Consider the following 22,981-nt stretch of genomic DNA (forward strand, 5'->3'; position numbering starts at 1 on the left):
CAGGTACAATCCGCGCCATGGAAACTTATGACATCGCCGTGATCGGCGCGGGCGCCGCCGGCATGATGAGCGCCGCAGTCGCCGGGCAGCTCGGCCGTCGCGTCGTGCTGATCGATCACGCGCCGCGGCTCGCCGAGAAAATCCGCATCTCGGGCGGCGGCCGCTGCAACTTCACGAACCTGTATGCCGGGCCCGACAACTACCTGTCGTCGAATCCGCATTTCGCGCGCTCGGCGCTGGCGCGCTATACGCCGCGCGACTTCCTCGGGCTGCTCAAGCGCCATCGCGTGACCTGGCACGAAAAACACAAGGGCCAGCTCTTTTGCGACCATGGCAGCGACGCGATCATCGACGTGCTGAAACACGAGTGCGACGCGGGCGGCATCGCATGGCGCCGGCCCGTCGTCGTCGACGCGGTGCGCCATGCGCCGTCCGACGGCTTCGTGCTCGATACGCAGCAGGCCGGGCCGATCGGCGCGCGCGCGCTGATCATTGCGACCGGCGGCCTGTCGATCCCGAAGATCGGCGCGACCGACTTCGGCTACCGGCTCGCGAAGCAGTTCGGTCACAAGCTCGTCGATACGCGGCCCGCGCTCGTGCCGCTGACGTTCGCGCCGCAGGACTGGGCGCCGTTCGCGCCGCTGTCTGGCGTGTCGCTCGAAGTGCGCGTATCGACCGGCGACAGGAAGCGCGGCGGCGAATTCGTCGAGGACCTACTGCTGACCCATCGCGGCCTGTCCGGCCCCGGCATCCTGCAGATCTCGAGCTACTGGCAGCCCGGCGACCCGATTCGCATCGACCTGCTGCCGCAGCGCGACACGGTGGCCGACCTGCTCGAGGCGAAACGCACGTCGAAGCGCCAGATCGGTTCGCTGCTCGCCGACTGGGTGCCGGCGCGCCTCGCGCATGCGTGGCTCGACACGCATCGCGTCGCGGCCGACACGCGGCTCGCCGATCTGCCCGACAAGACGCTGCGCCAGATCGGCGACGCGCTGTCGGGCTGGACGCTGACGCCGAACGGCACCGAAGGCTACAGGAAGGCCGAAGTGACGAAGGGCGGGGTCGACACGCGGGAGCTGTCGTCGGCGACGATGATGAGCGCGCGCGTGCCGGGGCTGTTCTTCGTCGGCGAGGCGGTGGACGTGACGGGCTGGCTCGGCGGGTACAACTTCCAGTGGGCGTGGGCGTCCGGCACGGCGGCCGGGCAGGCCGCGGCCGAGTATGCGCGCGGCGCCTGACGCGCCGGCCGGCGCCGTTCCGGCGGGGCCTGGCCCCGTGCCTTTGAGCAATCGCTCTGCTATACTCGGTAGTCTTTCCCTGCAAACCTTTATTCGTGTCGGATCATGACGATCATTCGCGTTAAAGAGAACGAGCCGTTCGAAGTTGCAATGCGTCGCTTCAAGCGCACGATCGAAAAGAACGGTCTGCTGACCGAGCTTCGTGCGCGCGAGTTTTACGAGAAGCCGACCGCGGAACGCAAACGCAAGAAGGCTGCTGCGGTGAAGCGTCATTACAAGCGTATCCGCAGCCAGACGTTGCCGAAGAAGCTGTACTGAACGATTGGGCGCCGCGCGGTTCACTGAGCGGCGCACCGGCGATTCCGTGCGATCGGGTGCGATCGCGCAGCCGATCAGGCGGCGAGTCGCCGATGCCGGATTCGAGCAACCCGCTTGAGACAATGTCCCAAGCGGGTTTTTGTGTTGACGCCCGTTTGCGGGCGTCGGATTCACGTTTCCATCCCGGGTGAAAGATGAGTTTGAAAGAGCAGATCAGCGAAGACATGAAGGCCGCGATGCGCGCGAAGGAAAGCGAGCGCCTGGCAACGATTCGCCTGCTGATGGCCGCGATCAAGCAGCGCGAGGTCGATGATCGGGTCACGCTCGACGACGCCGGCATCACGGCCGTGATCGACAAGATGATCAAGCAGCGCAAGGATTCGATCAGCCAGTTCCAGGCGGCCGGCCGCGACGATCTCGTCGCGAAGGAGCAGGCCGAGCTGACCGTGCTGGGCGGCTACATGCCCGCGCAACTGTCGGACGCCGAAGTGGCGGCCGAAGTCCAGGCGGCGGTCGCGCAAACGGGCGCGGCGGGCCCGCAGGACATGGGCAAGGTAATGGGCGTGCTGAAGGGCAAGCTCGCCGGCCGCGCCGACATGACGGCCGTTTCCGCGCAGGTCAAGGCCGCGCTCACGAAGTAAAACCCGTTCCCGGCGCGCCCAGCGATGCGTGCGCCGGGCGTCGTATCGTCCTTTTTCGCTCGATCCCACGGTGATTCCGCATTCGTTCCTGCAGGATTTGCTGAACCGCGTCGATATCGTCGACGTGGTGGGCCGGTACGTGCAGCTCAAGAAGGGCGGCGCCAACTTCATGGGGCTGTGCCCGTTCCATAACGAGAAGAGCCCGTCGTTTACCGTCAGCCCGACCAAGCAGTTCTATCACTGCTTCGGTTGCGGCGCGCACGGCACGGCGATCGGCTTCCTGATGGAGCACGCGGGGCTCACGTTCCCGGAAGCCGTGCAGGAACTCGCGCAATCCGTCGGGCTGACCGTGCCGCACGAGCCGTCGATGCGCGGCGGCGGTGGGGGCGGAGGCGGTGGCGGCGACTATCCGGCGCCCGTGTCGAAATCGGTGGCGACCGCGCTGTCCGACGCGATGACGGCGGCGTGCGACTACTACCGCAAGCAGTTGCGCGGCGCGACGGTCGCGATCCAGTATCTGAAGAACCGGGGTCTGACCGGTGAGATCGCCGCGCGCTTCGGTCTCGGCTATGCGCCGGACGGCTGGCAGAACCTCGAGGCCGCGTTCCCGGATTATCGCGACGAGTCGCTGGTCGAAGCGGGGCTCGTGATCGTCAGCGAGAAAACCGACGCGCAGGGCGTCGCGCGCCGCTACGACCGGTTCCGCGAGCGGATCATGTTCCCGATCCGCAACGTGAAGGGGCAGGTGATCGGTTTCGGCGGCCGCGTGCTCGGCAGCGGCGAACCGAAGTACCTGAACTCGCCGGAAACGCCGCTGTTCAACAAGGGCAGCGAGCTGTACGGGCTGTTCGAGGCGCGGCTCGCGATTCGCGAGCGCAAGTACGTGCTGGTCGTCGAGGGCTACATGGACGTCGTCGCGCTCGCGCAGCTCGGCTTTCCGAACGCGGTCGCGACGCTAGGCACCGCGTGCACGCCGATTCACGTGCAGAAGCTGCTGCGCCAGACCGACACGGTCATTTTCAGTTTCGACGGCGATTCGGCCGGGCGGCGCGCGGCCCGGCGCGCGCTCGAGGCCTGCCTGCCGCATGCGGGCGACAACCGGACGATCCGGTTCCTTTTTCTTCCGCCCGAGCACGATCCGGACAGCTATGTGCGCGAGTTCGGCGCGGATGCGTTCTCCGAGCAGGTCGAACGCGCGATGCCGCTGTCGCAATTTCTGTTGAACGAAGCAATTGCCGGCAAGGCGCTCGATCAGCCGGAAGGCCGCGCGAAGGCGCTGTTCGATGCGAAGCCGCTGTTGCAGGCGCTGCCCGCGAATGCATTGCGCGCGCAGATCATGCACATGTTTGCCGACCGCCTCGATATCCCGTTCGAGGAAGTCGCGGGGCTGTCGGAAGTCGATACGCGCATCGCGGCGGCGCCGCGCCAGGCGCCCGCGCGCAGCGAGCGGCGACGCGTGACGGACAGCGAAAAGCGCGCGTTGCGCACACTCGTGATGCATCCGCGCATCGCATCGCAGCTCGACGACGAACAGATCGCGACCCTGCGCGCGCTGCCGCGCATCGGCGAATTGTTCGCGGAAGTCGTCGATCATGCGCGTGCGCTGGGCGACGGCGCGGAGTTCCGGCTGCTGTCGGATGTCCTGAGGGCGTCCTCGAACGGGGCGACTTACGAGGAAATCTTCCGCGAAATTCTGGACTATGATGAAAACGTCCGCGATCTGCTGTTACAGAACCCGGAAGACGAGACGGTGCTCGAGCGGCAACGCGAGCAGGAGCGGATCGCGGGGGAGGAGCTGCAGGCAGCGGTGCTCAAGATGCGTTATGACGCCTGCTGCGACCGGCTGGACAGGCTGGCGCGGCAATCCACCTTCACCCCCGAGGAGTTGGCCGAATTGACGGAATTGAACCAGCAGCGAACCGACATGAAGCGTCGGCTCGGGCTGTAGGCGGCCGGGGCGCTTAGAGAGGGCTCCCCAGCGTGCTATAATATAAGGTTTCCAGCGGTTTGTTTTCCAAGCAGAGGCGAGAATCGCGATGGCAAAGACGACAGGCGGAAAGAAAGCAACAGGCAAGGGCTCGACGGAGCCGACCAAGAAGGTCACAGCGGCCAAGTCTGCTTCTTCCACCAGGACAACGTCTTCAGCCACGTCAGCCCCTGCAGGAAAGAAAACCGCGGCCGGCACCGCTCAGGCTGCGCCGGCACCGGCAGCCAGAACACGGGCTGCCGCCAGACCCGACTCCGGGCCGGCCAAGCCGGCGGCGAAGCGGGCAAGTGCGAAAAGCGCAAGGGACACGACTGCCGCCGCGGACGAAACGGCAGTACGTACTACTCATGCACCCACGGTTCAACCGGCTGTCGTCCAGCAGCCGCGAGTCGATATAGCCGGTACGGCGAACTCCATGACCAAAAAGCTGAACGAAGTATCCGTCGAAGACGACGCAAATCAGAGCGACGAGCAGCCCGCAGCCGCGGCTGCACCGGGCAAGTCCAAGGTGCGTGATCGTCGCGCCAAGGAAAAGGCGCTGCTGAAGGAAGCGTTCGCGACGAGCACGCCGGGCACGGCGGAGGAGCTCGAAGAGCGCCGCGTGAAACTGCGCGCGCTGATCAAGCTCGGCAAGGAGCGCGGCTTCCTCACGTACGCCGAAATCAACGACCACCTGCCGGACAACTTCACCGAGACCGAAGCCCTCGAGGGCATCATCGGCACGTTCAACGACATGGGCGTGGCGGTTTACGAGCAGGCGCCGGACGCGGAAACGCTGCTCCTGAACGACAACGCGCCGGCCGCGTCGTCGGACGATGAAGTCGAGGAGGAAGCGGAAGTCGCGCTGTCCACCGTCGATTCGGAATTCGGCCGCACGACCGATCCGGTCCGGATGTACATGCGCGAGATGGGCACGGTCGAGCTGCTCACGCGCGAAGGCGAAATCGAGATCGCGAAGCGGATCGAGGACGGCCTACGCCACATGGTGATGGCGATCTCCGCATGCCCGACGACGATCGCCGACATCCTCGCGATGGCCGAACGCGTCGCGAACGAAGAGATCCGCGTCGACGAGCTCGTCGACGGCCTGCTCGATCCGAACGCCGCGGATGCCGCCGATACGGACGGCTTCTCCGCGAAGGAAGCGGAAGCCATCGAGAACGAGGACGAGGAAGCCGAAGAGGAAGAGGAAGAAGAGGAAGAGGAGGAAGACGACGGCGCCGCGCAGGCATCGGCGAACGCCGCCCAACTCGAAGCCCTCAAGCGTGCGTCGCTCGAGAAGTTCTCGCAGATCAGCGAGTGGTTCGACAAGATGCGCCGCGCGTTCGAAAAGGAAGGCTACAAGTCGAAGGCCTACCTGAAGGCGCAGGAAACGATCCAGAGCGAGCTGATGACGATCCGCTTCACCGCGCGTACCGTCGAACGCCTGTGCGACACGCTGCGTGCGCAGGTGGACGAAGTGCGTCAGGTCGAGCGCCAGATCCTGCACATCGTCGTCGACAAGTGCGGCATGCCGCGCTCGGAATTCATCGCACGCTTCCCGGGCAACGAGACGGATCTCGACTGGGCCGAGAAGATCGCCGCGGAAGGCCATCCGTACAGCGCGGTGCTGTCGCGTAACGTCCCGGCGATCCGCGAACAGCAGCAGCGTCTGCTCGACCTGCAGGCGCGCGTCGTGCTGCCGCTGAAGGACCTGAAGGAAACCAACCGTCAGATGGCGGCCGGCGAACTGAAGGCGCGCCAGGCGAAGCGCGAAATGACCGAGGCCAACCTGCGTCTCGTGATCTCGATCGCGAAGAAGTACACGAACCGCGGCCTGCAGTTCCTCGACCTGATCCAGGAAGGCAACATCGGCCTGATGAAGGCGGTGGACAAGTTCGAATACCGTCGCGGCTACAAGTTCTCGACCTATGCGACGTGGTGGATCCGTCAGGCCATCACGCGCTCGATCGCGGACCAGGCGCGCACGATCCGGATTCCGGTTCACATGATCGAAACGATCAACAAGATGAACCGCATCTCGCGGCAGATCCTGCAGGAAACCGGTCTCGAGCCGGATCCGGCAACGCTCGCCGAGAAGATGGAGATGCCGGAAGACAAGATCCGCAAGATCATGAAGATCGCGAAGGAGCCGATCTCGATGGAAACGCCGATCGGTGACGACGACGATTCCCATCTCGGCGACTTCATCGAGGACACCAACACGGTCGCGCCGGCGGATGCCGCGCTGCATGCCAGCATGCGCGACGTCGTGAAGGACGTGCTCGATTCGCTGACGCCGCGCGAGGCGAAGGTGCTGCGGATGCGTTTCGGTATCGAGATGAGCACCGATCACACGCTCGAGGAAGTCGGCAAGCAGTTCGACGTCACGCGCGAGCGGATCCGTCAGATCGAGGCCAAGGCGCTGCGCAAGCTGCGTCACCCGAGCCGTTCCGACAAGCTGAAGTCGTTCCTCGAAGGGAACTGATTTCCGGCGTTTCTCTTACGAACGCCGCCGGTATCCATATGATGCCGGTGGCGTTCGTTCCCTTTGTCGTCTTTGTTGTTACAATGCCGGCCCGGCTTCGTTGCCGGGGTGGCGTGTAGCACGCCGTGCTTCTCGTCTGGGCCCCTAGCTCATGCTTGGTTAGAGCAGCGAACTCATAATTCGTTGGTGCCGGGTTCGACTCCCGGGGGGCCCACCAGATTTCATGCCGCGCCGCGCTGTGCCGCGGTGTGCCGAAAACCCGCGATCGCGTCATGCGTCGCGGGTTTTTCTTTGGGCGCACGCGCGGCAACAACGCAGGCCTGCCGCGCCGATGGCAATCGAAGTATGCTGTGGCGCGGCCAGCCTCGGCGCGATACTCGCGCACGTGGGGACCGCCGATCGATGCCGCCTCCATCCGGCGGCCAGAACAAACGGATTTCACCCGGGAGCGGGGACGGCGATCATGATCAGGCTGCGTTGGTGGGGTGCGATTCTGTCGTTGCTGATGCTTGCCGCGTGCGCAAGCCTGCCGCCGCAGGCCGATCGCGCGCCGACGCATGCGTACACCGATACCGACGATACGCGGCTGGGCGCCGCGTTTCAGCAGCAGGCCCGCACGCACCCGGGGCAGGACGCCTTTCATTTGCTGACCGATCCGGTCGATGCGCTGGACGCACGCGTGCTGCTTGCCGACCGCGCCGACCGCTCGCTGGACCTTCAATACTACATCTGGCACGACGACCTGACCGGCCACGAACTGGCCGACGCGGTCATCCGTGCGGCGGACCGCGGCGTGCGCGTGCGCGCGCTGCTCGACGATCTCGGCACCAACGCGGACGACCGCAAGCTGCTCGAGATCAGCGCGCATCCGAACATCGAGATCCGGCTGTTCAATCCGGTGGCTACGCGCCGGTTCAAGAAGATCGGCACCGTGTTCGAGTTCTCGCGCGTCAACCGGCGCATGCACAACAAGGCGATGATCGCGGACAACCAGGCGGCGATCGTCGGCGGCCGCAATATCGGCGATGAATACTTCGGCGCATCGTCGATGCTGGAGTTCGGCGATCTCGACGTCGTCGTTCACGGCCCGGTCGTGAAGGACATCTCGACCGAATTCGATACGTTCTGGAATTCGCCGTATGCGTATCCGATCGATACGCTCGTCGGACACGATGCGGCGCCGGGCGGCCTCGACCGCGAGCGCGAACGGTTGCGCGACTACCTGCGGGCCATGGAGGACAATCCATACGTGCTCGAGGCACGGCAGCGGCTCGACCGGATCGTTCACGGAGAGGGCACGGCGCTGTCGTGGGGGCATGCGACGGTGCTGTACGACGATCCGTCGAAGATCGCGCACCCGCCGAAGGACAGCGACGGGCACCTGATGCCGCAACTGCGTGCGCTCGCGTTGCAGCCCAGGCACGACCTGCTGATCGTGTCGCCGTATTTCGTGCCGGGCAAGGAGGGGATCGAGCGGCTGCGCGCGCTCACGGCGCGCGGCGTGCGCGTGACGGTGCTGACCAATTCGCTCGCGTCGACCGACGTGGCGGCCGTGCATGCCGGCTACCGGCGCTATCGAAGCGATCTGGTGCACGCCGGCGTGCGGCTCTACGAGCGCCGGCCATCGGGCGACAAGAGCATTTCGAAGCAGGTCATCATCGGCTCGTCGCGCGCGTCGCTGCATGCGAAGACCTACGTGTTCGATCACACGAGCATCTTCATCGGGTCGATGAATCTCGATCCGCGTTCGCTGAACCTCAATACGGAGATCGGCGTTTACTGCGAGAGCCCCGCGATTGCGTCGCAGGTGGCCAACGATCTGGAAGCGCGGCTCGACCAGATCGCGTGGCGTGTCGAGGCGAGCACCGACGCGGCCGGCAACGGGCGGCTCAAGTGGATTCAGACCGATGCGGACGGGAAGGTCACCGAGATCGATCACGAGCCGGAGGTATCTGCCGGGCGGCGGATGGAAGTCTGGTTCCTCGGGCTGTTTCCGATCGAATCGCAACTGTGAGCGACGCTCAGCGTCGCGCGCGGCGGTGCGGCTCGATGACGTTCGCGAACTGTGTCGCCGCTGTCTCGATCGTCGCGTCGTTCAGCCCTGAATAGCCGAGCACGAAGCCGTCGTAGCGGCGGACGTCGCCGCGAGATCCGCACAGACATGCATGCCGCCCGGGCTCTCCCGCACGCTCAGCGACGTGCCGATCGGCAGAGGCGAGATGACGCGGCATGCAGACGACCCGCGCAGGCTTGGCAGCCTTCGCGGGTCGTCAGACGCGGTTGCGTACGATACGTCGCGCTTGCGCAACCGCAACGGTCAGCAGCGCGTCAACGCGCGAAGTCCGACGTGCTCTGGATGAACGCGTTCAGCTTCGAGATGTTCACGCTGCCGAAGCCCGTCGTCGCATCCCAGCCGGCCTTTGCCTTGTAGCCGTAAGTGCCGCTGCCGTTGTTCCCGGACGTGACGTCGTGCAGCAGCGCGGCGTTGGTCGGGAAGTACTTGTAGATGCTCGACGCGGGGAACCCGAGCGCATTGTTGTTGGCCGATTGCAGCCGCGCCCAGATGCCCGTGAAGATCGGCGCGGCGAGGCTCGTGCCGCCTTCGTTGTTCAGGTAGCCCGAACCCCACAGCGTGTCGGACGTCTGCCCGTTCACGACGAGAATCGCACCCGTGCGCAGGTCGGCGTCGAAGCCGACGTCGGGCAGCGCACGCTTGGTCGAGCCGGTGAGCGTCGACGACTGCCACGCCGGCGCGGCCTCGTACTTGCTGTACCCGCCGCCGGTCGACCACACGGTGCCCGACTGCCAGCTCGGATCGTTCCAGACGATTTCGCTGTTGTACGCATTGGTCGACGTATTCGTGAACAGCGTCGTGCCGCCGACCGCGATCACGTACGGCGACGTGGCCGGCTCGCTCACCGTGTAGGTCGAGCGCGACGGCTTGCCGCTCGCGCATTCGTACGCGCCGTGGTCGCCGGCCGAAACCGAGAAGGTTTGCCCTTGCGCGACCGCCTGCTTGAAGATGGTGTCGTCGGTCGCCTGCGAGCCCGTGCTGTACGCGGACGATTCGCACACGCCGAGCGACACGTTGATCACCTTCGCGACGTTGTCGGTCACGGCCTTGTTGTACGCGGCCGTGATCGCGGTGAGCGTCATCGACGGCGCGGTGTAGAACACGACCTGCTTCACGCTGCCGCCGGCCGTGCCGACGATCGACTGGCTGTCGAGGTTCCACTCGACGGTGCCGTCGGTGTCGGTGTACGAACTGCCGGCCGGGCCCGTCTTCACGATGCTGCTGCTGATCGTGCCGAGGCCGTTGTTCGCGGCGAACGTATTGAGGTCGCTCACCGTCTGCGACAGGTCGCCTTCGGAGATGATGCCGACGGTGGTCTGCGAAGCCGTCGGCGTACCGTCGCCGCCATAGATCGACGAGAATTCGGTCGGGTTGTGCGGGACCGCCGACGCGCCGGCCGGGATCGTCAGGTTGCTGGTGTTGCCTTGCGGCTTGCCGCCCGCACCCGTATGCATCAGCTCGACGTTCTGCAGGCCGAGTACCGCGCCGACGATGTTGCCGATCGCGTTCGGCACTTGCGCGGCGTCGGTGTTCGCATAGACGCTGCGGCCGTTGCGGGTGAAGCGCTTGAGCGTCGTGCGGAACGCGGACTGGACGGTTCCCGCGGTGCCGGATGCGGAGACGAGCAGCCGGTTGGGTGCGACGACGATGTTCACGAAGCCTGCCTTGCGCAGGTGGGCGACGACGGAGGCGACCTGCTGATCGGTCGGCGCATATTGCGCGGCGAATTGCGCAGGCGTGAGGAACTGCCGGTAGTGCGGCGAGCCGGGCGTATGCAGGTCCCGCAGGTACTGGTCGAGTTGAGCTTCGTTGCGCAGGTTCAGCCCGAGCACGATGTCCACCGATTCGCCGGGCGCCATGTCGATGGCAGAGGCGGCAGCGGCCGCCGTGCTCGCGGCGGGCGCGCCGGCCGTACCGGCTTCGTTCTGCTGCACGAGCGGCAGGAATCCCTTAGTGCGCGTTTCCGTCCAGCCGGCCGCGGGCGCGGCATGGGCGGTCGCCATGCCGAACGAAGCGGCTGCTGCGGCGGCGAACGCGAGTTTGACGATGCGAATGTGCTTGTGTTTCTTGTTTGCAACCTGATTCATTTGAATTACCCCTCCGGTTGAACATCGAACGGCACGAACAACGACGGTCGACAGCGGTGCGGGTCATGCACCGCCGCTTTCTGTCGCATGCGGGCGGATGGCACGGACGCGACAGGGCCTTTCACCCGATCCGGAAAACGGTTTTTCTCCGGGGGCGAAATACGGAAAACGCGATGACGGGAAGGCTGCGCCGCGGGGCGGAGCAGTCGCGCCGGATTCGGCGCGGGTGGATTGCTAGAGCAACAGCTTCGTTGTCCTGCTCATTTGATTCGATCCTTCGGCCCGCTGCCGAATGGCAGCCGTCCAGTGAAATGCATCGGGATGCCGCGCGCGCCGGCGTGCGAACGAATCGTTCGGCGGCGCGTACTTCGGTGCAGCGGAAGCAAAAAAACGTGGAGCGGAATCGATTGCGTGGCGGGCAAACCGTCGGATTGCTTGCATCGGACGGTATCAAGAACGAAAGCGCGGTGTCAAACTTTTTTTGATTATATGAAATAAAATTAAACCGAATTAACCGCAATGGTTTTGAAAAGATCGGCGGCATTTTGTAATGTTCGAAACCCGCAACGCAGGTAATGCCGAATGCGATTCGCCGATCATTTCCGATGCGTGTTGAAACGGCCCGGGTTAGACGGCCAATCGTCATCGAGGAAATGCTCGAATCGTTGCGGCCTGTCGTTCGGCACCCGAAGATCGTCGACGAACCGGAACAGCGCGTCGATATGCTGAAGCAGCGCGTCGCGCGAGGGCGCATTCGTATCGGCGGCAAGCGCCTTGATCGTGTCGAGCCGGGTTGCGAGTTCGGCGAGCTGGGTGTGCGTGACGTGACTGCTGGTGGCGACGGTGGCCGTCGCATCGGATGGATTTGCCGGTTTCATTGAATGAGTGATCGCGTTGAAGTGCTCGATGAAGCGGGACAGGCCGGCCGGGCAGCCGTCGACGGAAACCGCGCGCGCCGACGGATCGCCGGCCACGATCCGGCCGGCGGTGTCCGCCATCGCGTCGAGCGTCGCGAGCATGCGGCGGATCAGCCTGATCAGGTCGAACGCGGCGGCCAGCAGGCAGACGGACAGCGCCGCCGCGAGCACCACGTAAGTAAATGCATTGCGGAGCATCGCGTCGGCCGTCGCGTCGTGCGGCAACGCGGCCGGCGCGTGCAATGCATGGACGAAGAACGCGACGGTGCAGGCGAGCAGCACGACGACGATCGCGGCGACGCCGATCGCCCGCCCGATTTGCCGGCCGGGCCGTGCCGGCAGCGTCACTGCACGCCCCGCAGCCGGTAGCCGACGCCGCGCATCACTTCGGGCATGCCTGGCGCGCCGGCCCGTTCGAGTTTCTTGCGCAGCCGGCAGATGTGGCTGTCGACCGTGCGCTCCAGCGCGCTCACGTCGGCCATGCACGCATCGAGCAGCTCGCCGCGCGTGAACACGCGGCTCGGCGATCTCGCCATGTGCGCGAGCAACCGGAACTCCGTCAGCGTCAGTGGGATCGGCACCTCGGCGCCCGCCGCGCGCACGCGGGCCAGATAGCTGTCGGTATCGATCTCCAGGTCGCCGACGCGCAGCATGCGCGTGGCGGGCGGCGCGGCCGACCGGCGCAGGATCGCGCGCAATCGCGCGACGACCTCGGCCGGGTTGAACGGCTTGACGATGTAGTCGTCCGCGCCGGCGTGCAGCGCCTGCAGCCGGTCGAGGTCGCGATCGAACGCGGTGACGACGACGACGGGCGTATTGTCGCGCCGTCGCAGCTCGGCGAGCACGTCCCAGCCGTTTTTCCGCGGCATCTTCACGTCGAGCAGGATCAGGTCGGGCTTCAGGCGCGGTTGCATGTCGAGCGCCGCTTGCCCGTCGGCGACGCGGTAGGTGCGAAAGCCGTCGTGCTTCAGGTACGCATCGAGGATGTCCGCGATGTCGGGCTCGTCTTCTGCAATGAGTATCAGGGAATTCGTCATGGAGTGTGCCGTGCGATGGCGAACAGTCGGGGCGGCCCGTCGCCGGGCCGGGGCGCGCCGTTCCGCCACGCTGCCGCGCGGGCGGAACGGCGCCGTTCGTTCAGTTCTGCACCACGCGCTTCGACGGTGCGACGTCCTGGTCCGTCAGGCCGCCGCCGAGCGCCTTGTACAGCGCAACGGCATTGCTCAGTTCGCTGCGGCGCAGGTCGAGCAGCGCTTGCCGTGCCGCATAGAGTTGCCGCTGCGAATCGAGCAACTCCAGCCGTCCCTCGACGCCGGCGCGATAGCGCAGGGTCGACAGGTCGGTGCGGCGTTCGGCCGAACCGACCACGCGGGTCTGCGCTTCGATCTGGCGGCCGAAGGTTTCGCGTCCGGCGATGCCGTCGGCCACTTCGCGGAACGCGGCCTGAATCGCGCGTTCGTATTCGGCGACCGCACCGGACTTGCGCACTTCGGCAAGACGCAGCTCGGCACGCAGCCGGCCACCCTGGAAGATCGGCACCGTGACCTGCGGCGCGAAGCTCCACACGCGCTGGCCGCCGTCGAACAGGCTGCCCATCGCGGGGCTGAGGAAGCCGATCGACGACGTCAGCGACAGGCGCGGGAAGAACGCGGCGCGCGCGGCGCCGATGTCCGCATTCGCGGCGACGAGGTTTTGTTCGGCCTGCTGGATATCCGGGCGACGAAACAGCAGCTCCGACGGCAGGCCGGCCGGCAGTTGCGTCATCACCGGTTGCTGCTGAAGCGGCAGCGGCTCGGGCAGATCCTTCGGCAGCTCGGCGCCGACCAGCAGGCGCAGCGCATTGCGCGCCTGCTCGACGGCGCGCGTGCGCGCCTCGAGATCGGCCGTCGCGCTCGCGACCTGGCCTTCGGCCTGCGCGATGTCGACGCCGCTCGCCTGATGCGCGTCCTTCAGGCGGCGCGCGAGATCGAGCGACTGCCGCCAGTCGGCGAGCGTGCGCTCGGACAACTGGCGTTGCTCGTGCGCGAGGCGTTCCGCGAAGTACGCGTCGGCCACGCCGCCGACGAGCGAGATCTGCACCGCACGGCGGCCGTGATCGGTCGCGACGTAGCGCGCGAACGCGGCATCCGACTGCGACTTCACGCGGCCGAACAGGTCGATCTCGAACGCGCTGATGCCGACGTTCACGCCGTACTGGTTCTGCGTCGTGCCGAACAGCGGCGGATTCGACTGCGTGTCGTCCGACGTACGCTGACGCGTGAAGTTCGCGCCCGCGCCGATCGACGGCAGGCGCGCGGCGCGCTGGATGCCGTACTGCGCTTCCGCGGCCTCGACGTTCAGCGCGGCCACGCGCAGGTCGCGGTTGTTGTCGAGCGCGAGCTCGATCAGGCGCTGCAGGCGGCGATCGCCGAACATCGTGCGCCAGCCCAGATCGGCGGCGTTCGCGTCGAGATCGGCGGCGGCGGCGGCGGCGGCGGTGTAGGCCGTCGGCACCGGCATCGCGGGTTTGACCAGCGTCGGCGCGAGCGAGCAGGCCGACAGCGCGAGGATGAGGGGAAGAACAAGCAATCGCATGGCATCAACCTTCCTGTTCGCGAGTCGGGGTAGCCGGCTGCTTGCGGGACGCCCGCCATGCGCCGATGCGCTCCTGGATGCTCATCACGAACACAAAGAAAACAGGGACGAAGAAAATGGCCAGCACCGTGGCGGTCACCATGCCGCCGAACACGCCGGTGCCGATCGCGTGCTGCGTTTCGGCGCTGGCGCCGGTCGCGATCATCAGCGGCACGACGCCGAGGCCGAACGCGAGCGAGGTCATCAGGATCGGGCGCAGGCGCAGCTTCGACGCCTGCACGGCCGCCTCGATCAAGCCCTTGCCTTCCTCGCGCAACTGCTTCGCGAACTCGACGATCAGGATCGCGTTCTTCGCGGACAGGCCGATCACGGTGATCATCCCCACCTTGAAGAACACGTCGTTCGGCAAGCCGCGCAGCAGCACCGCGCCGATCGCGCCGATCAGGCCGAGCGGCACCACGAGCATCACCGACAGCGGAATCGACCAGCTTTCGTACAGCGCGGCGAGCACCAGGAACACGACGATCATCGACAGCACCATCAGCATCGGCGCCTGCGACGCCGACTGGCGTTCCTGCAGCGACTGGCCGGTCCACTCGACCGCGAAGCCCGGCGGCAGTTGCGCGGCAAGCCGCTCCATCTCGGCCATCGCCGCGCCGCTCGATTGGCCCGGGGCGGCGTTGCCCGAAATCCGCGCGGACGGGTAGCCCTTGAAGCGCACCATCTGCAGCGGCGTGTCGGTCCACACCGGGCGCACCACTTCCGACAGCGGCACCATACCGCCGGCCGCGTTGCGCACGTACAGCTTCATCACGTTGTCGATCTGCATGCGCGCCGGCGCGTCGGCCTGGATGATCACCTGCTGCATGCGGCCCGCGTTCGGGAAATCGTTCACGTAGGTCGAACCCATCGCGGTCGACAGCGTGTCGCTGAGCGTCGTGAACGACACGCCGAGCGCCTGCGCCTTCGCGCGGTCGATCTCGAGGCGGATGCTCGTGCCGGCCGGCAGGCTGTCCGGGTACACGCCGGTCACGACCTTGCTTTGCGCGGCGAGTTCGAGCAGCTTCGCTTCGGCCGCCTTGAGCGCCGCCGTGCCCTGGTTGGCGCGGTCTTCCAGGCGCATCGAGAAGCCCGAGCTGTTGCCGAGTTCGTCGATCGCGGGCGGCAGCAGGCTCATCACCGTGCCTTCGGTCACGCCGGCCATCGCCTGTTGCGCGAGCATGCCTTCCTCGAGGGTCGATGCGCCGCCGCGGTTTTTCCAGTCCTTCATCACGGACCAGTTGATCGCCGCGTTCGGCCCTTGTCCCGAGAAGCCGTAGCCGATCACGGAAATGCTCGACTGGATTGCCGGACGCGAGGCAAGATGTTTTTCCAGCGTGTTGACCACGTCATGCGTGCGCTCGGCGGTAGCGTCCGCGGGCAGCAGGAAGCTGGTGATGAAGTAGCCCTGATCCTCGTCCGGCAGGAACGACGACGGCAGGCTGCGGAAGCCGAACACCAGCGCGCCCGCGATCGCGACGAATACCAGCATCACGCGGCCGGTGCGGCCGACCAGGCGGCCGACGCGCGTCTCGTACCATTTCGTCAGGCGATCGAAGCGACGGTTGAACCAGCCGAAAAAGCCGCGCTTCTCGTGATGGCCCGGTGCGAGCGGCTTGAGCATCGTCGCGCACAGGGCCGGCGTGAGCGTCAGCGCGAGCAACGCGGAGAACAGGATCGACACGGCCATCGACAGCGTGAACTGCTTGTAGATCACGCCGACCGAGCCGCTCGCCATCGCCATCGGCAGGAACACCGCGGTCAGCACCAGCGTGATGCCGACGATCGCGCCGGTGATTTCCTTCATCGCCTTCGACGTCGCGTCCTTTGGCGACAGCCCTTCCTCGGCCATCAGGCGCTCGACGTTCTCGACGACGACGATCGCATCGTCGACGATGATGCCGATCGCGAGCACCATGCCGAACATCGTCAGCACGTTGATCGAGAAGCCGGCCAGCAGCATCACCGCAAAGGTGCCGAGCATCGCGACGGGCGCGACGATGGCCGGGATCAGCGTATAGCGCACGTTCTGCAGGAACAGGTACATCACGAGGAACACGAGCACCATCGCCTCGAACAGTGTGGCCAGCACTTTCTCGATCGAGATCTTCACGAACGGCGACGTGTCGAGCGGGATCGAGTAGCGCATGCCCGACGGCATCGACTTGCTCAGTTCGGCCATGCGCGTGCGGATCGCGTCAGCCGTCTTCACGGCATTGGCGCCCGGTGCGAGCTGCACGCCGGCGAGGGTGGCCGGCTTGTTGTTCTCGCGGCTCACGAACATGTAGTTCTGCGAGCCGAGTTCGACGCGCGCGACGTCGCCGAGCACGACCTTCGAGCCGTCCGCGTTCGCGCGCAGCACGACCTTCGCGAATTCTTCCGGCGTCGTGAGCTGACCCTGCGCGGTGAGCGGCACGGTCACGCGCTGGCCCGGCAGCGCGGGCAGCGCACCGAGGCTGCCCGGCGCGATCTGCACGTTCTGCTGGCCGATCGCGGTCGTCAGGTCGTTCATCGACAGGCCGAAATTGATCAGCTTCTGCGGATCGACCCAGATGCGCATCGCGCGCTCGGAGCCGAACTGCAGCACGCGCCCGACGCCGTCGATGCGCCGCAGCTCCTCGGACACGCTGCGCGCCATGTAGTCGGCGAGCGCGCCTTCGTCGAAGCGGCCGTTGTCGGAGCGCAGGCCGATCAGCATCAGGAAGCCGGACGACGCGGATTCGACGATCAGCCCGTTCTGGCGCACGGCGGCAGGTAGGCGCGGCTCGATCGACTTGATCTTGTTCTGCACGTCGACCTGCGCCAGCGCCGGATCCGTGCCGGGCTTGAACGTCACGGTGATCTGCGCCGAGCCGGACGTATCGGCCGACGATTCGAAATACAGCAGGTTCTTGACGCCGGACAGTTCGCGCTCGATGAGGCTCAGTACGCCGTCGTTCATCGTCTGCGGCGTGGCGCCCGGGTAGTTCGCGGTGATCGTGACGGACGGCGGCGCGACCGACGGGTAGCGCGCGACCGGCAGTTGCGGGATCGCGATCACCCCCATCAGGATGATGAAGAGGGCGATCACCCACGCGAACACCGGGCGGCGGATGAAGAATTCAGCCATGGCTGGAGGCTCCTCGTGACTCAGTGCGCGGACGCGGCGGCGGCCGCGTCAGGCGACTTCCAGTCGGTCGCGGCGGCCGGCGCGCCATCGGTCAGGCGTTCCATGCCCTCGACGACGATCTTCTGGCCGGCCTGCAGGCCCGACTTGATGCGGTAGTGGCGGTTCGCGAGCTCGCCGATTTCGACGGCCTTCAGATGCGCGTGCCCTTTCGCGTCGAGCACCCACACCTGCGGCTTGCCGCCGGCGCGCACGACGGCCTGTTGCGGCACCATCACCGCGTTGGCGTAGTGCGCGCGCGGGATGCGGGCACGCACGTACATGCCCGGCAGCAGTTGGCGTTTCGGGTTGTCGACCAGCACGCGCAGCAGCACGTCGCCGGTGCCCGGATCGACGTTGACGCCCGAGAACAGCATGCGGCCCTTTACGTCGTAACGCGTGTCGTCGTCGCGCAGTACGTCGACCGGCAGGCCGTTGCCGTCCGACGCTTGCGGCTGCGACGCGAGCGCGCCGCGCAGCGCTTCGAGCGACGCGGCCGGCTGGCGCACGTCCACATAGACCTGGTCGATTTGCTGGATGCGCGCCATCGGCTGGCTGTCGCCGCTCGACACCAGCGCGCCTTCCGTCACGAGCGCCTGGTCGATGCGGCCGGCGATCGGCGCTTCCACGGTCGCGAATTTCAGATCGAGCTGGCGGCGCGCGAGCGTCGCGCGGGCCTGCGCGACGTCGGCCGCGGCCTGGTCGCGTTGCGATACGGCGTCGTCATACACCTGGCGGCTGATCGCATCGGCTTCGACGAGCGGCTTGAAGCGCGCGGTCTGGACCTTCGCGCGTTCGAGCGCGGCCTGCGCCCGCAGCAGCGAGGCGGCGGCCGTATCCATCTCGGCCTTGAACGGCGCCGGATTGATCTGGAACAGCGGCTGGCCCTGGCGTACTTCGGTGCCCTGCTCGAACAGCCGGCGTTGCACGATGCCGCTCACCTGCGGCCGGATCTCGGCCACCCGCACGGCCGCGACGCGGCCGGGCAGATCTTCGGTCACGTCGACGCGCGTGGCGGCCACGGTCATGGCCGCCACCGGGGTGGCCGGCGCGGCGGCCTGCTGTTCGGACGGCCCGCAGCCGGCCAGCATCGCCGCCACCAGCACACATACGGCGCCGTGGCAGCATCGGTTCTGATTGTTCATAACGACTCCAGGAAGCGCAGGCAGCCCACTGCCTGCTTTGACGGGGCGGAGTGTGCTTGGAGTAGTTGGCGGCTTTTATGCGGAAAGATGGAGATTCGATGGAGGCGGCGAAAGACGCCGAAAAGCAGGGGGAGCCGAAGCGGAATGCTCGGACGAACGGGATGCCGCGCGGTGTCATGCGCGTGATGTTTCGGCGCGATGCGGGCGTCGGCTCGCGCCGATGTTTAAAGATCGAGCCGGCAGGGTCGCCGGGCGAACCGCCCGACGACGCGGCGCGTGCGCGCTGGCGGGCGATGACGCGACCGCTGGGCGCGCACGTGCGCGACGCGGCGCCGGCGTCGCGCGATGGCGAAGCGGGCGGGGGGCAGAGAATGGGGCGCGCCATTTGACGCGCCGTCGCGCTACGGTCTGGCGCCGGCTTCCCGCAGCGCGTCCGCGGCGTACGTGTTGTCGTGCGTCAGCGCGAGCTGAAGCAGCGACTGGCCGCGCCGGTCGACATGGTTCGGATTCGCGCCATGCGCGACGAGCAGCGGAATCAGCTCGAAGCGGTTGAACAGCGTCGCGAAGCCCAGCGCGGTTTCGCCGGCGCCGTTGGTCTGGTCGATCGAGCAGCGCGTGTCGATCAGGCGCCGCGCGATGTCGCGCTCGTTCCTGAACAGCGCGCCCATCAGTGCGGTGTTGCCGTGACGATCGCCGACGCACGCGTCGGCGCCGGCCGACAACAGGTAGTCGAGCGCCGCGGGCTGGCCGTCGTACGACGCGAGGATCACGGCCGTATAGCCGTGGCTGTCGGTCGCGTCGACCGGATAGCCGGCGTCGTGCAACGCGCGCAGGATATCGACGCGGCCGACGCGCGCGGCGTCGAACCAGTCGTCGTCATAGCGACGCAGCGCGGCGGGATCGGCCTTGCCGTACGCCGGCTGGTCGGGCAGGTGCGCGCAGCCGGCGAGTGCGGCGAGCGCGAGCGCCGCCGCGGCCGCGCGGATCGCATGGGGGAAGCGTTCGGATCGCATGGGGAAGTCCTGATGAGGTGGCCGGGCCGACGTGCGCGGCGCAATCGCGCACGTCGGCAGCGACCGGCGTCGCGGGATCAGTTGTCGCTCAGCTTCGCCGCGAGCGACTGCACCTGCTGGACGTTCGCGTGAACGGCCTGGGCGAGGCGCGTACCGTAGTCGGCGTCGGCCTTGTAGAAGTACGAGAGCATCGCGTACTGGTTCTGCGCGTTCTTCACCTGGCCGAGGTCGCCGGACAGCGCGGTGACGAGGTCGTCCTTGTCCTGCTGCGACAGGCTGCGGTAGTACTCGCCGGCCTGACGGAACGGCAGCTTCTTGCGGATCGCTTCCTGTTGCGTCGTGCCGCTGAGCGCCATGCGGACCGACTTGTACTGCGGATCCTGCGCGAGCTCGTTCAGCGTCGACGGTTCGTAGTTCACCTCGCCCTTGCGGTCGCCGGCATTCATCGTGCCGTCCTGGTTGTTGTTGACCACCGGCACGACGGGGCGGTTGATCGGCAGATCCATGTAGTTCGCGCCGAGCCGGTACATCTGCGTGTCGGCGTACGCGAACAGGCGATCCTGCAGCATCCGGTCCTCGGACGGCTCGATGCCCGGCACGAGCCGCGACGGCGCGAACGCGGATTCCTCGGTCGACTGGAAGTAGTTGTCGGGCACGCGGTTGAGCGTCATCGTGCCGATCTTGCGTTCAGGCACGCCGGTCCACACCTTCGTGTCGTCGAGCGCGTCGAAATCGAAGCGGTTCAGGTCCTTCGGCGTGAGCACCTGGACGTACAGGTCCCACTTCGGGAAATCACCCTGTTTCAGCGCGCCGTACAGATCGTTCGTCATCATGTTCCAGTCGCGGCCGATCGACGCGGCGATTTCTTGCGGGCGCAGGCCGTGCACGCCTTGCTGGCTCTTCCAGTGGAACTTCACGTAGTGCACGTCGCCTTGCGCATTGACGAACTTGAACGCATGCACCGCGAAGCCGTCCATGCGGCGATACGAATCGGGCATGCCCTCGTCCGTGTACAGCCGCGTCAGCATGTGGGTCGCTTCGGGCGTGTGCGCGAAGAAGTCGAACGCGAGGTTCGGATCCTGCACGCCGGTCACGGCGCTCGGCTTGTTCGCGTGCACGAAGTCCGGGAACTTGATGCCGTCGCGAATGAAGAACACCGGCCAGTTGATGCCGACCATGTCCCAGTTGCCCTGCTGCGTATAGAACTTCACCGCGAAGCCGCGCGGGTCGCGCGCCTGCTCGGGCGAGCCGCGATAGCCCATCACGGTGGAGAAGCGCACGAACACCGGCGTGCGGGTGCCCGGCGTGAAGACTTTCGCTTTCGTCAGGTCGGAGATGTCGGCGCTCGGCACGAACTCGCCGAATGCGCCCGTGCCGCGTGCATGCACGACGCGTTCCGGAATGCGTTCGCGATCGAAGCGCTGCAGTTTCTCGATGAGCGCGGAGTCCTGCAGCAGCACCGGGCCGGCGGGGCCGGCCGTCTGCGAATTCTGGTTGTCGCCGACGGGTGCGCCGGTGTCGCGCGTGAGTTCGGCGGCGTACGGGGAAGCGGAGAGTGCCACGCAGATTGCGGCGACTGCGTGCCGCAGCACGCGATGGGAAGACGAGGACATGACGATGGAACTCCTTGATCCGATCGGTGGTGGGGAAGCCGACTGAATTAGAAGAGATCGTCAGACGATTGGCTAATTGATATTCGATATGTCATCGATAGCCGTGGGCACGATGCGGCGCGAACCGTTCGTTGCGCACGAAACGAAGCAGTATTGTTGCGCGCGCAATGAGTTGTTGCCGAATTGTTTCGATGAGCATGATGCATCGGTCGTGCATGATTTGCGGCGGCGCCGTCAACCGGCGCCTGTTTGCCATCCGAGCCCGAGACTCTTCTGCACCGACACGTAGTCCTTGATCAGTTCGGCTTGCCCGGCGATCACGTTCTGCTGCGCGGCTAGCGCTTCGCGTTGCGTATCGAGCAGGTCGATCATCGACGCGACGCCCGCGCGATAGCGCTGGTCCATCAGCGCGCGCGAATGCACGGCCGACGTCTGCACCTTCGTCAACGCGACCACATGTTCGCGCTGATGCCCGTAACGCTGCAACGCGGTGTTGGCATCCTGTAATGCATCGAGCACGGCTTTCTGATAATTCGCTTCCGCTTCGTCGCGCGATGCTTCGGCCGCACGTACCGCGCCGCGCGTGCGTCCGAAGTCGAGAATGTTCCATTGCAGGTACGGCGCGCCGACCCACGTGAAATTCTGCTTGCGCAACAGGTGGCCGGGGTCGGTCGCGCTGAAGCCAAGATCGCCGAGCAGCGTCACCTTCGGGAAATAGTCGGCCACATGCTCGCCGATCTGCGCATTGCTCGACGCGAGCCGGCGTTCGGCCGCGCGAATGTCGGGGCGCTGTTTCAGCAGCGTGGCCGGATCGCCGATCGCGACGCTGCCCGGCAGCGTCGGCAATGCCGCGTCCGGCGTCGACAGCGCGGCGTCGAGCGCGCCCGGCGCGCGGCCCGTCAGGATCGCGAGCCGGTCGAGCGATTCGGTCACCTGGGCATCGAGCGGGATCAGCGAGGCGCGCGTGTTCTCGACCTGCGTCGTCAGGCGCTCGATGTCCGCATCGGCCGCGACGCCGCGCGCGCGGCGCTGCTGCGTGAGTTCGAGCATCTGCTGCTGCAATTGCGCGGTGCGCCGCGACAACGCAAGCCGTTGCTGCTGGTCGCGCAGGTCGACGTACGCATTCGCGACTTCCGCCGCGATCGACACCTGCGTGTCGGCAAGATCGGCATCGACCGCTTCGGCTTGTGCGGATGCGGCTTCGATCGCGCGGCGCGTGCCACCGAACAGATCGATTTCCCAGGTTGCGTCGAAGCCCGCCGAATAGAGTTGCAGCGGCCCCGAGCCGGCGAGCGACGGCGACGTGCCGGCCGACTGGCCCGAGTCGTTCGACGGCAGCAGCGCGCCGAGCGCGCCGACGTCCGGTTCGCGCATGCGGATGGCCGCGACGGTGGCCGACGATTTCGGCATTCGCGCGGCGCGCTGTTGCGAGAGCTGCGCGCGTGCCGCGCGCAAGCGCGCCTGCGCCGCGTGCAGATCGGGGTTGTAGACGAGCGCGGCGACGATCAGTTCGTCGAGCTGGCGGTCGTTCAGCGCGTGCCACCACGCGCTCGGCGCGGGCGCGGCGGTGTCGATGCCGGTGGCCGGTGCGCGCACGAAGGTCGGCGCATCCGGTGCGGCGGGCGCGCCGCGGTAGTCGGGGCCGACCGTGCAGCCGGCGAGCAGGCACGCGGCCGCGCACAGGGTGAGCGCGGGGCGGCGGGGCAGGGGGAAGGGTTTCATC

General features: G+C 66.7%; 17 protein-coding genes, 1 tRNA gene and 1 pseudogene. 8 read left to right on the forward strand and 11 right to left on the reverse strand.

What is annotated here, in order from left to right; genetic code table 11:
* Positions 1-8: 8 nt before the first annotated feature.
* From QZM15_RS00155 to QZM15_RS00185, 7 genes are all read left to right on the forward strand, one after another.
* Positions 9-1,238 (forward strand): NAD(P)/FAD-dependent oxidoreductase, encoded by a 1,230-nt coding sequence (locus tag QZM15_RS00155; RefSeq protein WP_302105970.1) that lies wholly within the window; start codon positions 9-11, stop codon positions 1,236-1,238.
* A 105-nt stretch (positions 1,239-1,343) separates the two neighbouring features.
* Positions 1,344-1,556, forward strand: coding sequence for a 30S ribosomal protein S21 (gene rpsU / locus QZM15_RS00160; RefSeq protein WP_006479415.1), 213 nt, complete (start codon positions 1,344-1,346; stop codon positions 1,554-1,556).
* A 194-nt stretch (positions 1,557-1,750) separates the two neighbouring features.
* Positions 1,751-2,197: a GatB/YqeY domain-containing protein gene (locus QZM15_RS00165; protein WP_006479409.1), complete on the forward strand. Its 447-nt coding sequence runs from the start codon at positions 1,751-1,753 to the stop codon at positions 2,195-2,197.
* Positions 2,198-2,267: 70 nt separating this feature from the next.
* Positions 2,268-4,145 carry a DNA primase gene (gene dnaG / locus QZM15_RS00170; protein WP_059639132.1) on the forward strand — a complete coding sequence of 626 codons (1,878 nt, stop codon included), beginning with the start codon at positions 2,268-2,270 and terminating at the stop codon, positions 4,143-4,145.
* 88 nt (positions 4,146-4,233) lie between these two features.
* Entirely contained in the window at positions 4,234-6,651 is a 2,418-nt protein-coding gene (rpoD, locus tag QZM15_RS00175; protein WP_302105539.1) for an RNA polymerase sigma factor RpoD, read from the forward strand.
* Positions 6,652-6,789: 138 nt separating this feature from the next.
* Positions 6,790-6,868, forward strand: a tRNA-Ile gene (locus tag QZM15_RS00180).
* Between the two features lie 246 nt (positions 6,869-7,114).
* Positions 7,115-8,665 carry a phospholipase D family protein gene (locus QZM15_RS00185; protein ID WP_302105540.1) on the forward strand — a complete coding sequence of 517 codons (1,551 nt, stop codon included), beginning with the start codon at positions 7,115-7,117 and terminating at the stop codon, positions 8,663-8,665.
* A 7-nt stretch (positions 8,666-8,672) separates the two neighbouring features.
* On the opposite strand, the pseudogene QZM15_RS33950 reads toward QZM15_RS00185, so the two are convergent.
* The 8 genes and pseudogenes from QZM15_RS33950 to QZM15_RS00220 all read right to left on the reverse strand — a co-directional run.
* Positions 8,673-8,857, reverse strand: a pseudogene (locus QZM15_RS33950) (PLP-dependent aminotransferase family protein); the annotation flags it as partial.
* 122 nt (positions 8,858-8,979) lie between these two features.
* Positions 8,980-10,812: a protease pro-enzyme activation domain-containing protein gene (locus tag QZM15_RS00190; protein WP_059582906.1), complete on the reverse strand. Its 1,833-nt coding sequence runs from the start codon at positions 10,810-10,812 to the stop codon at positions 8,980-8,982.
* Between the two features lie 121 nt (positions 10,813-10,933).
* Complete coding sequence (locus QZM15_RS00195; protein WP_302105541.1) at positions 10,934-11,458, reverse strand: hypothetical protein; 525 nt, start codon at positions 11,456-11,458, stop codon at positions 10,934-10,936.
* Complete coding sequence (locus QZM15_RS00200; protein ID WP_302105542.1) at positions 11,409-12,077, reverse strand: histidine kinase; 669 nt, start codon at positions 12,075-12,077, stop codon at positions 11,409-11,411. The genes QZM15_RS00195 and QZM15_RS00200 overlap by 50 nt, the downstream gene beginning before the upstream one ends.
* Positions 12,074-12,766 carry a response regulator gene (locus QZM15_RS00205; protein WP_124860682.1) on the reverse strand — a complete coding sequence of 231 codons (693 nt, stop codon included), beginning with the start codon at positions 12,764-12,766 and terminating at the stop codon, positions 12,074-12,076. The genes QZM15_RS00200 and QZM15_RS00205 overlap by 4 nt, the downstream gene beginning before the upstream one ends.
* A 100-nt stretch (positions 12,767-12,866) precedes the next feature.
* Positions 12,867-14,303, reverse strand: coding sequence for an efflux transporter outer membrane subunit (locus tag QZM15_RS00210; RefSeq protein ID WP_059582898.1), 1,437 nt, complete (start codon positions 14,301-14,303; stop codon positions 12,867-12,869).
* Between the two features lie 4 nt (positions 14,304-14,307).
* Positions 14,308-17,451 carry a multidrug efflux RND transporter permease subunit gene (locus tag QZM15_RS00215; RefSeq protein WP_104012873.1) on the reverse strand — a complete coding sequence of 1,048 codons (3,144 nt, stop codon included), beginning with the start codon at positions 17,449-17,451 and terminating at the stop codon, positions 14,308-14,310.
* A gap of 20 nt (positions 17,452-17,471) precedes the next feature.
* Positions 17,472-18,632, reverse strand: coding sequence for an efflux RND transporter periplasmic adaptor subunit (locus QZM15_RS00220; RefSeq protein ID WP_302105543.1), 1,161 nt, complete (start codon positions 18,630-18,632; stop codon positions 17,472-17,474).
* Positions 18,633-18,730: 98 nt separating this feature from the next.
* On the opposite strand from QZM15_RS00220, the gene QZM15_RS00225 reads away from it, so the two are divergent.
* Complete coding sequence (locus QZM15_RS00225) at positions 18,731-19,021, forward strand: hypothetical protein (RefSeq protein ID WP_302105544.1); 291 nt, start codon at positions 18,731-18,733, stop codon at positions 19,019-19,021.
* Between the two features lie 12 nt (positions 19,022-19,033).
* On the opposite strand, the gene QZM15_RS00230 is transcribed toward QZM15_RS00225, so the two are convergent.
* The 3 genes from QZM15_RS00230 to QZM15_RS00240 all read right to left on the reverse strand — a co-directional run bounded on the left by QZM15_RS00230 (position 19,034) and on the right by QZM15_RS00240 (position 22,980).
* Complete coding sequence (locus tag QZM15_RS00230) at positions 19,034-19,645, reverse strand: ankyrin repeat domain-containing protein (RefSeq protein WP_302105545.1); 612 nt, start codon at positions 19,643-19,645, stop codon at positions 19,034-19,036.
* 77 nt (positions 19,646-19,722) lie between these two features.
* Complete coding sequence (locus QZM15_RS00235; protein ID WP_059582889.1) at positions 19,723-21,258, reverse strand: catalase; 1,536 nt, start codon at positions 21,256-21,258, stop codon at positions 19,723-19,725.
* A 234-nt stretch (positions 21,259-21,492) separates the two neighbouring features.
* Positions 21,493-22,980: an efflux transporter outer membrane subunit gene (locus QZM15_RS00240; RefSeq protein ID WP_302105546.1), complete on the reverse strand. Its 1,488-nt coding sequence runs from the start codon at positions 22,978-22,980 to the stop codon at positions 21,493-21,495.
* Between the last annotated feature and the right edge of the window lies 1 nt (position 22,981).

It is taken from the genome of Burkholderia sp. AU44665 (assembly GCF_030504405.1).
GTDB classification, from domain to species: domain Bacteria; phylum Pseudomonadota; class Gammaproteobacteria; order Burkholderiales; family Burkholderiaceae; genus Burkholderia; species Burkholderia semiarida.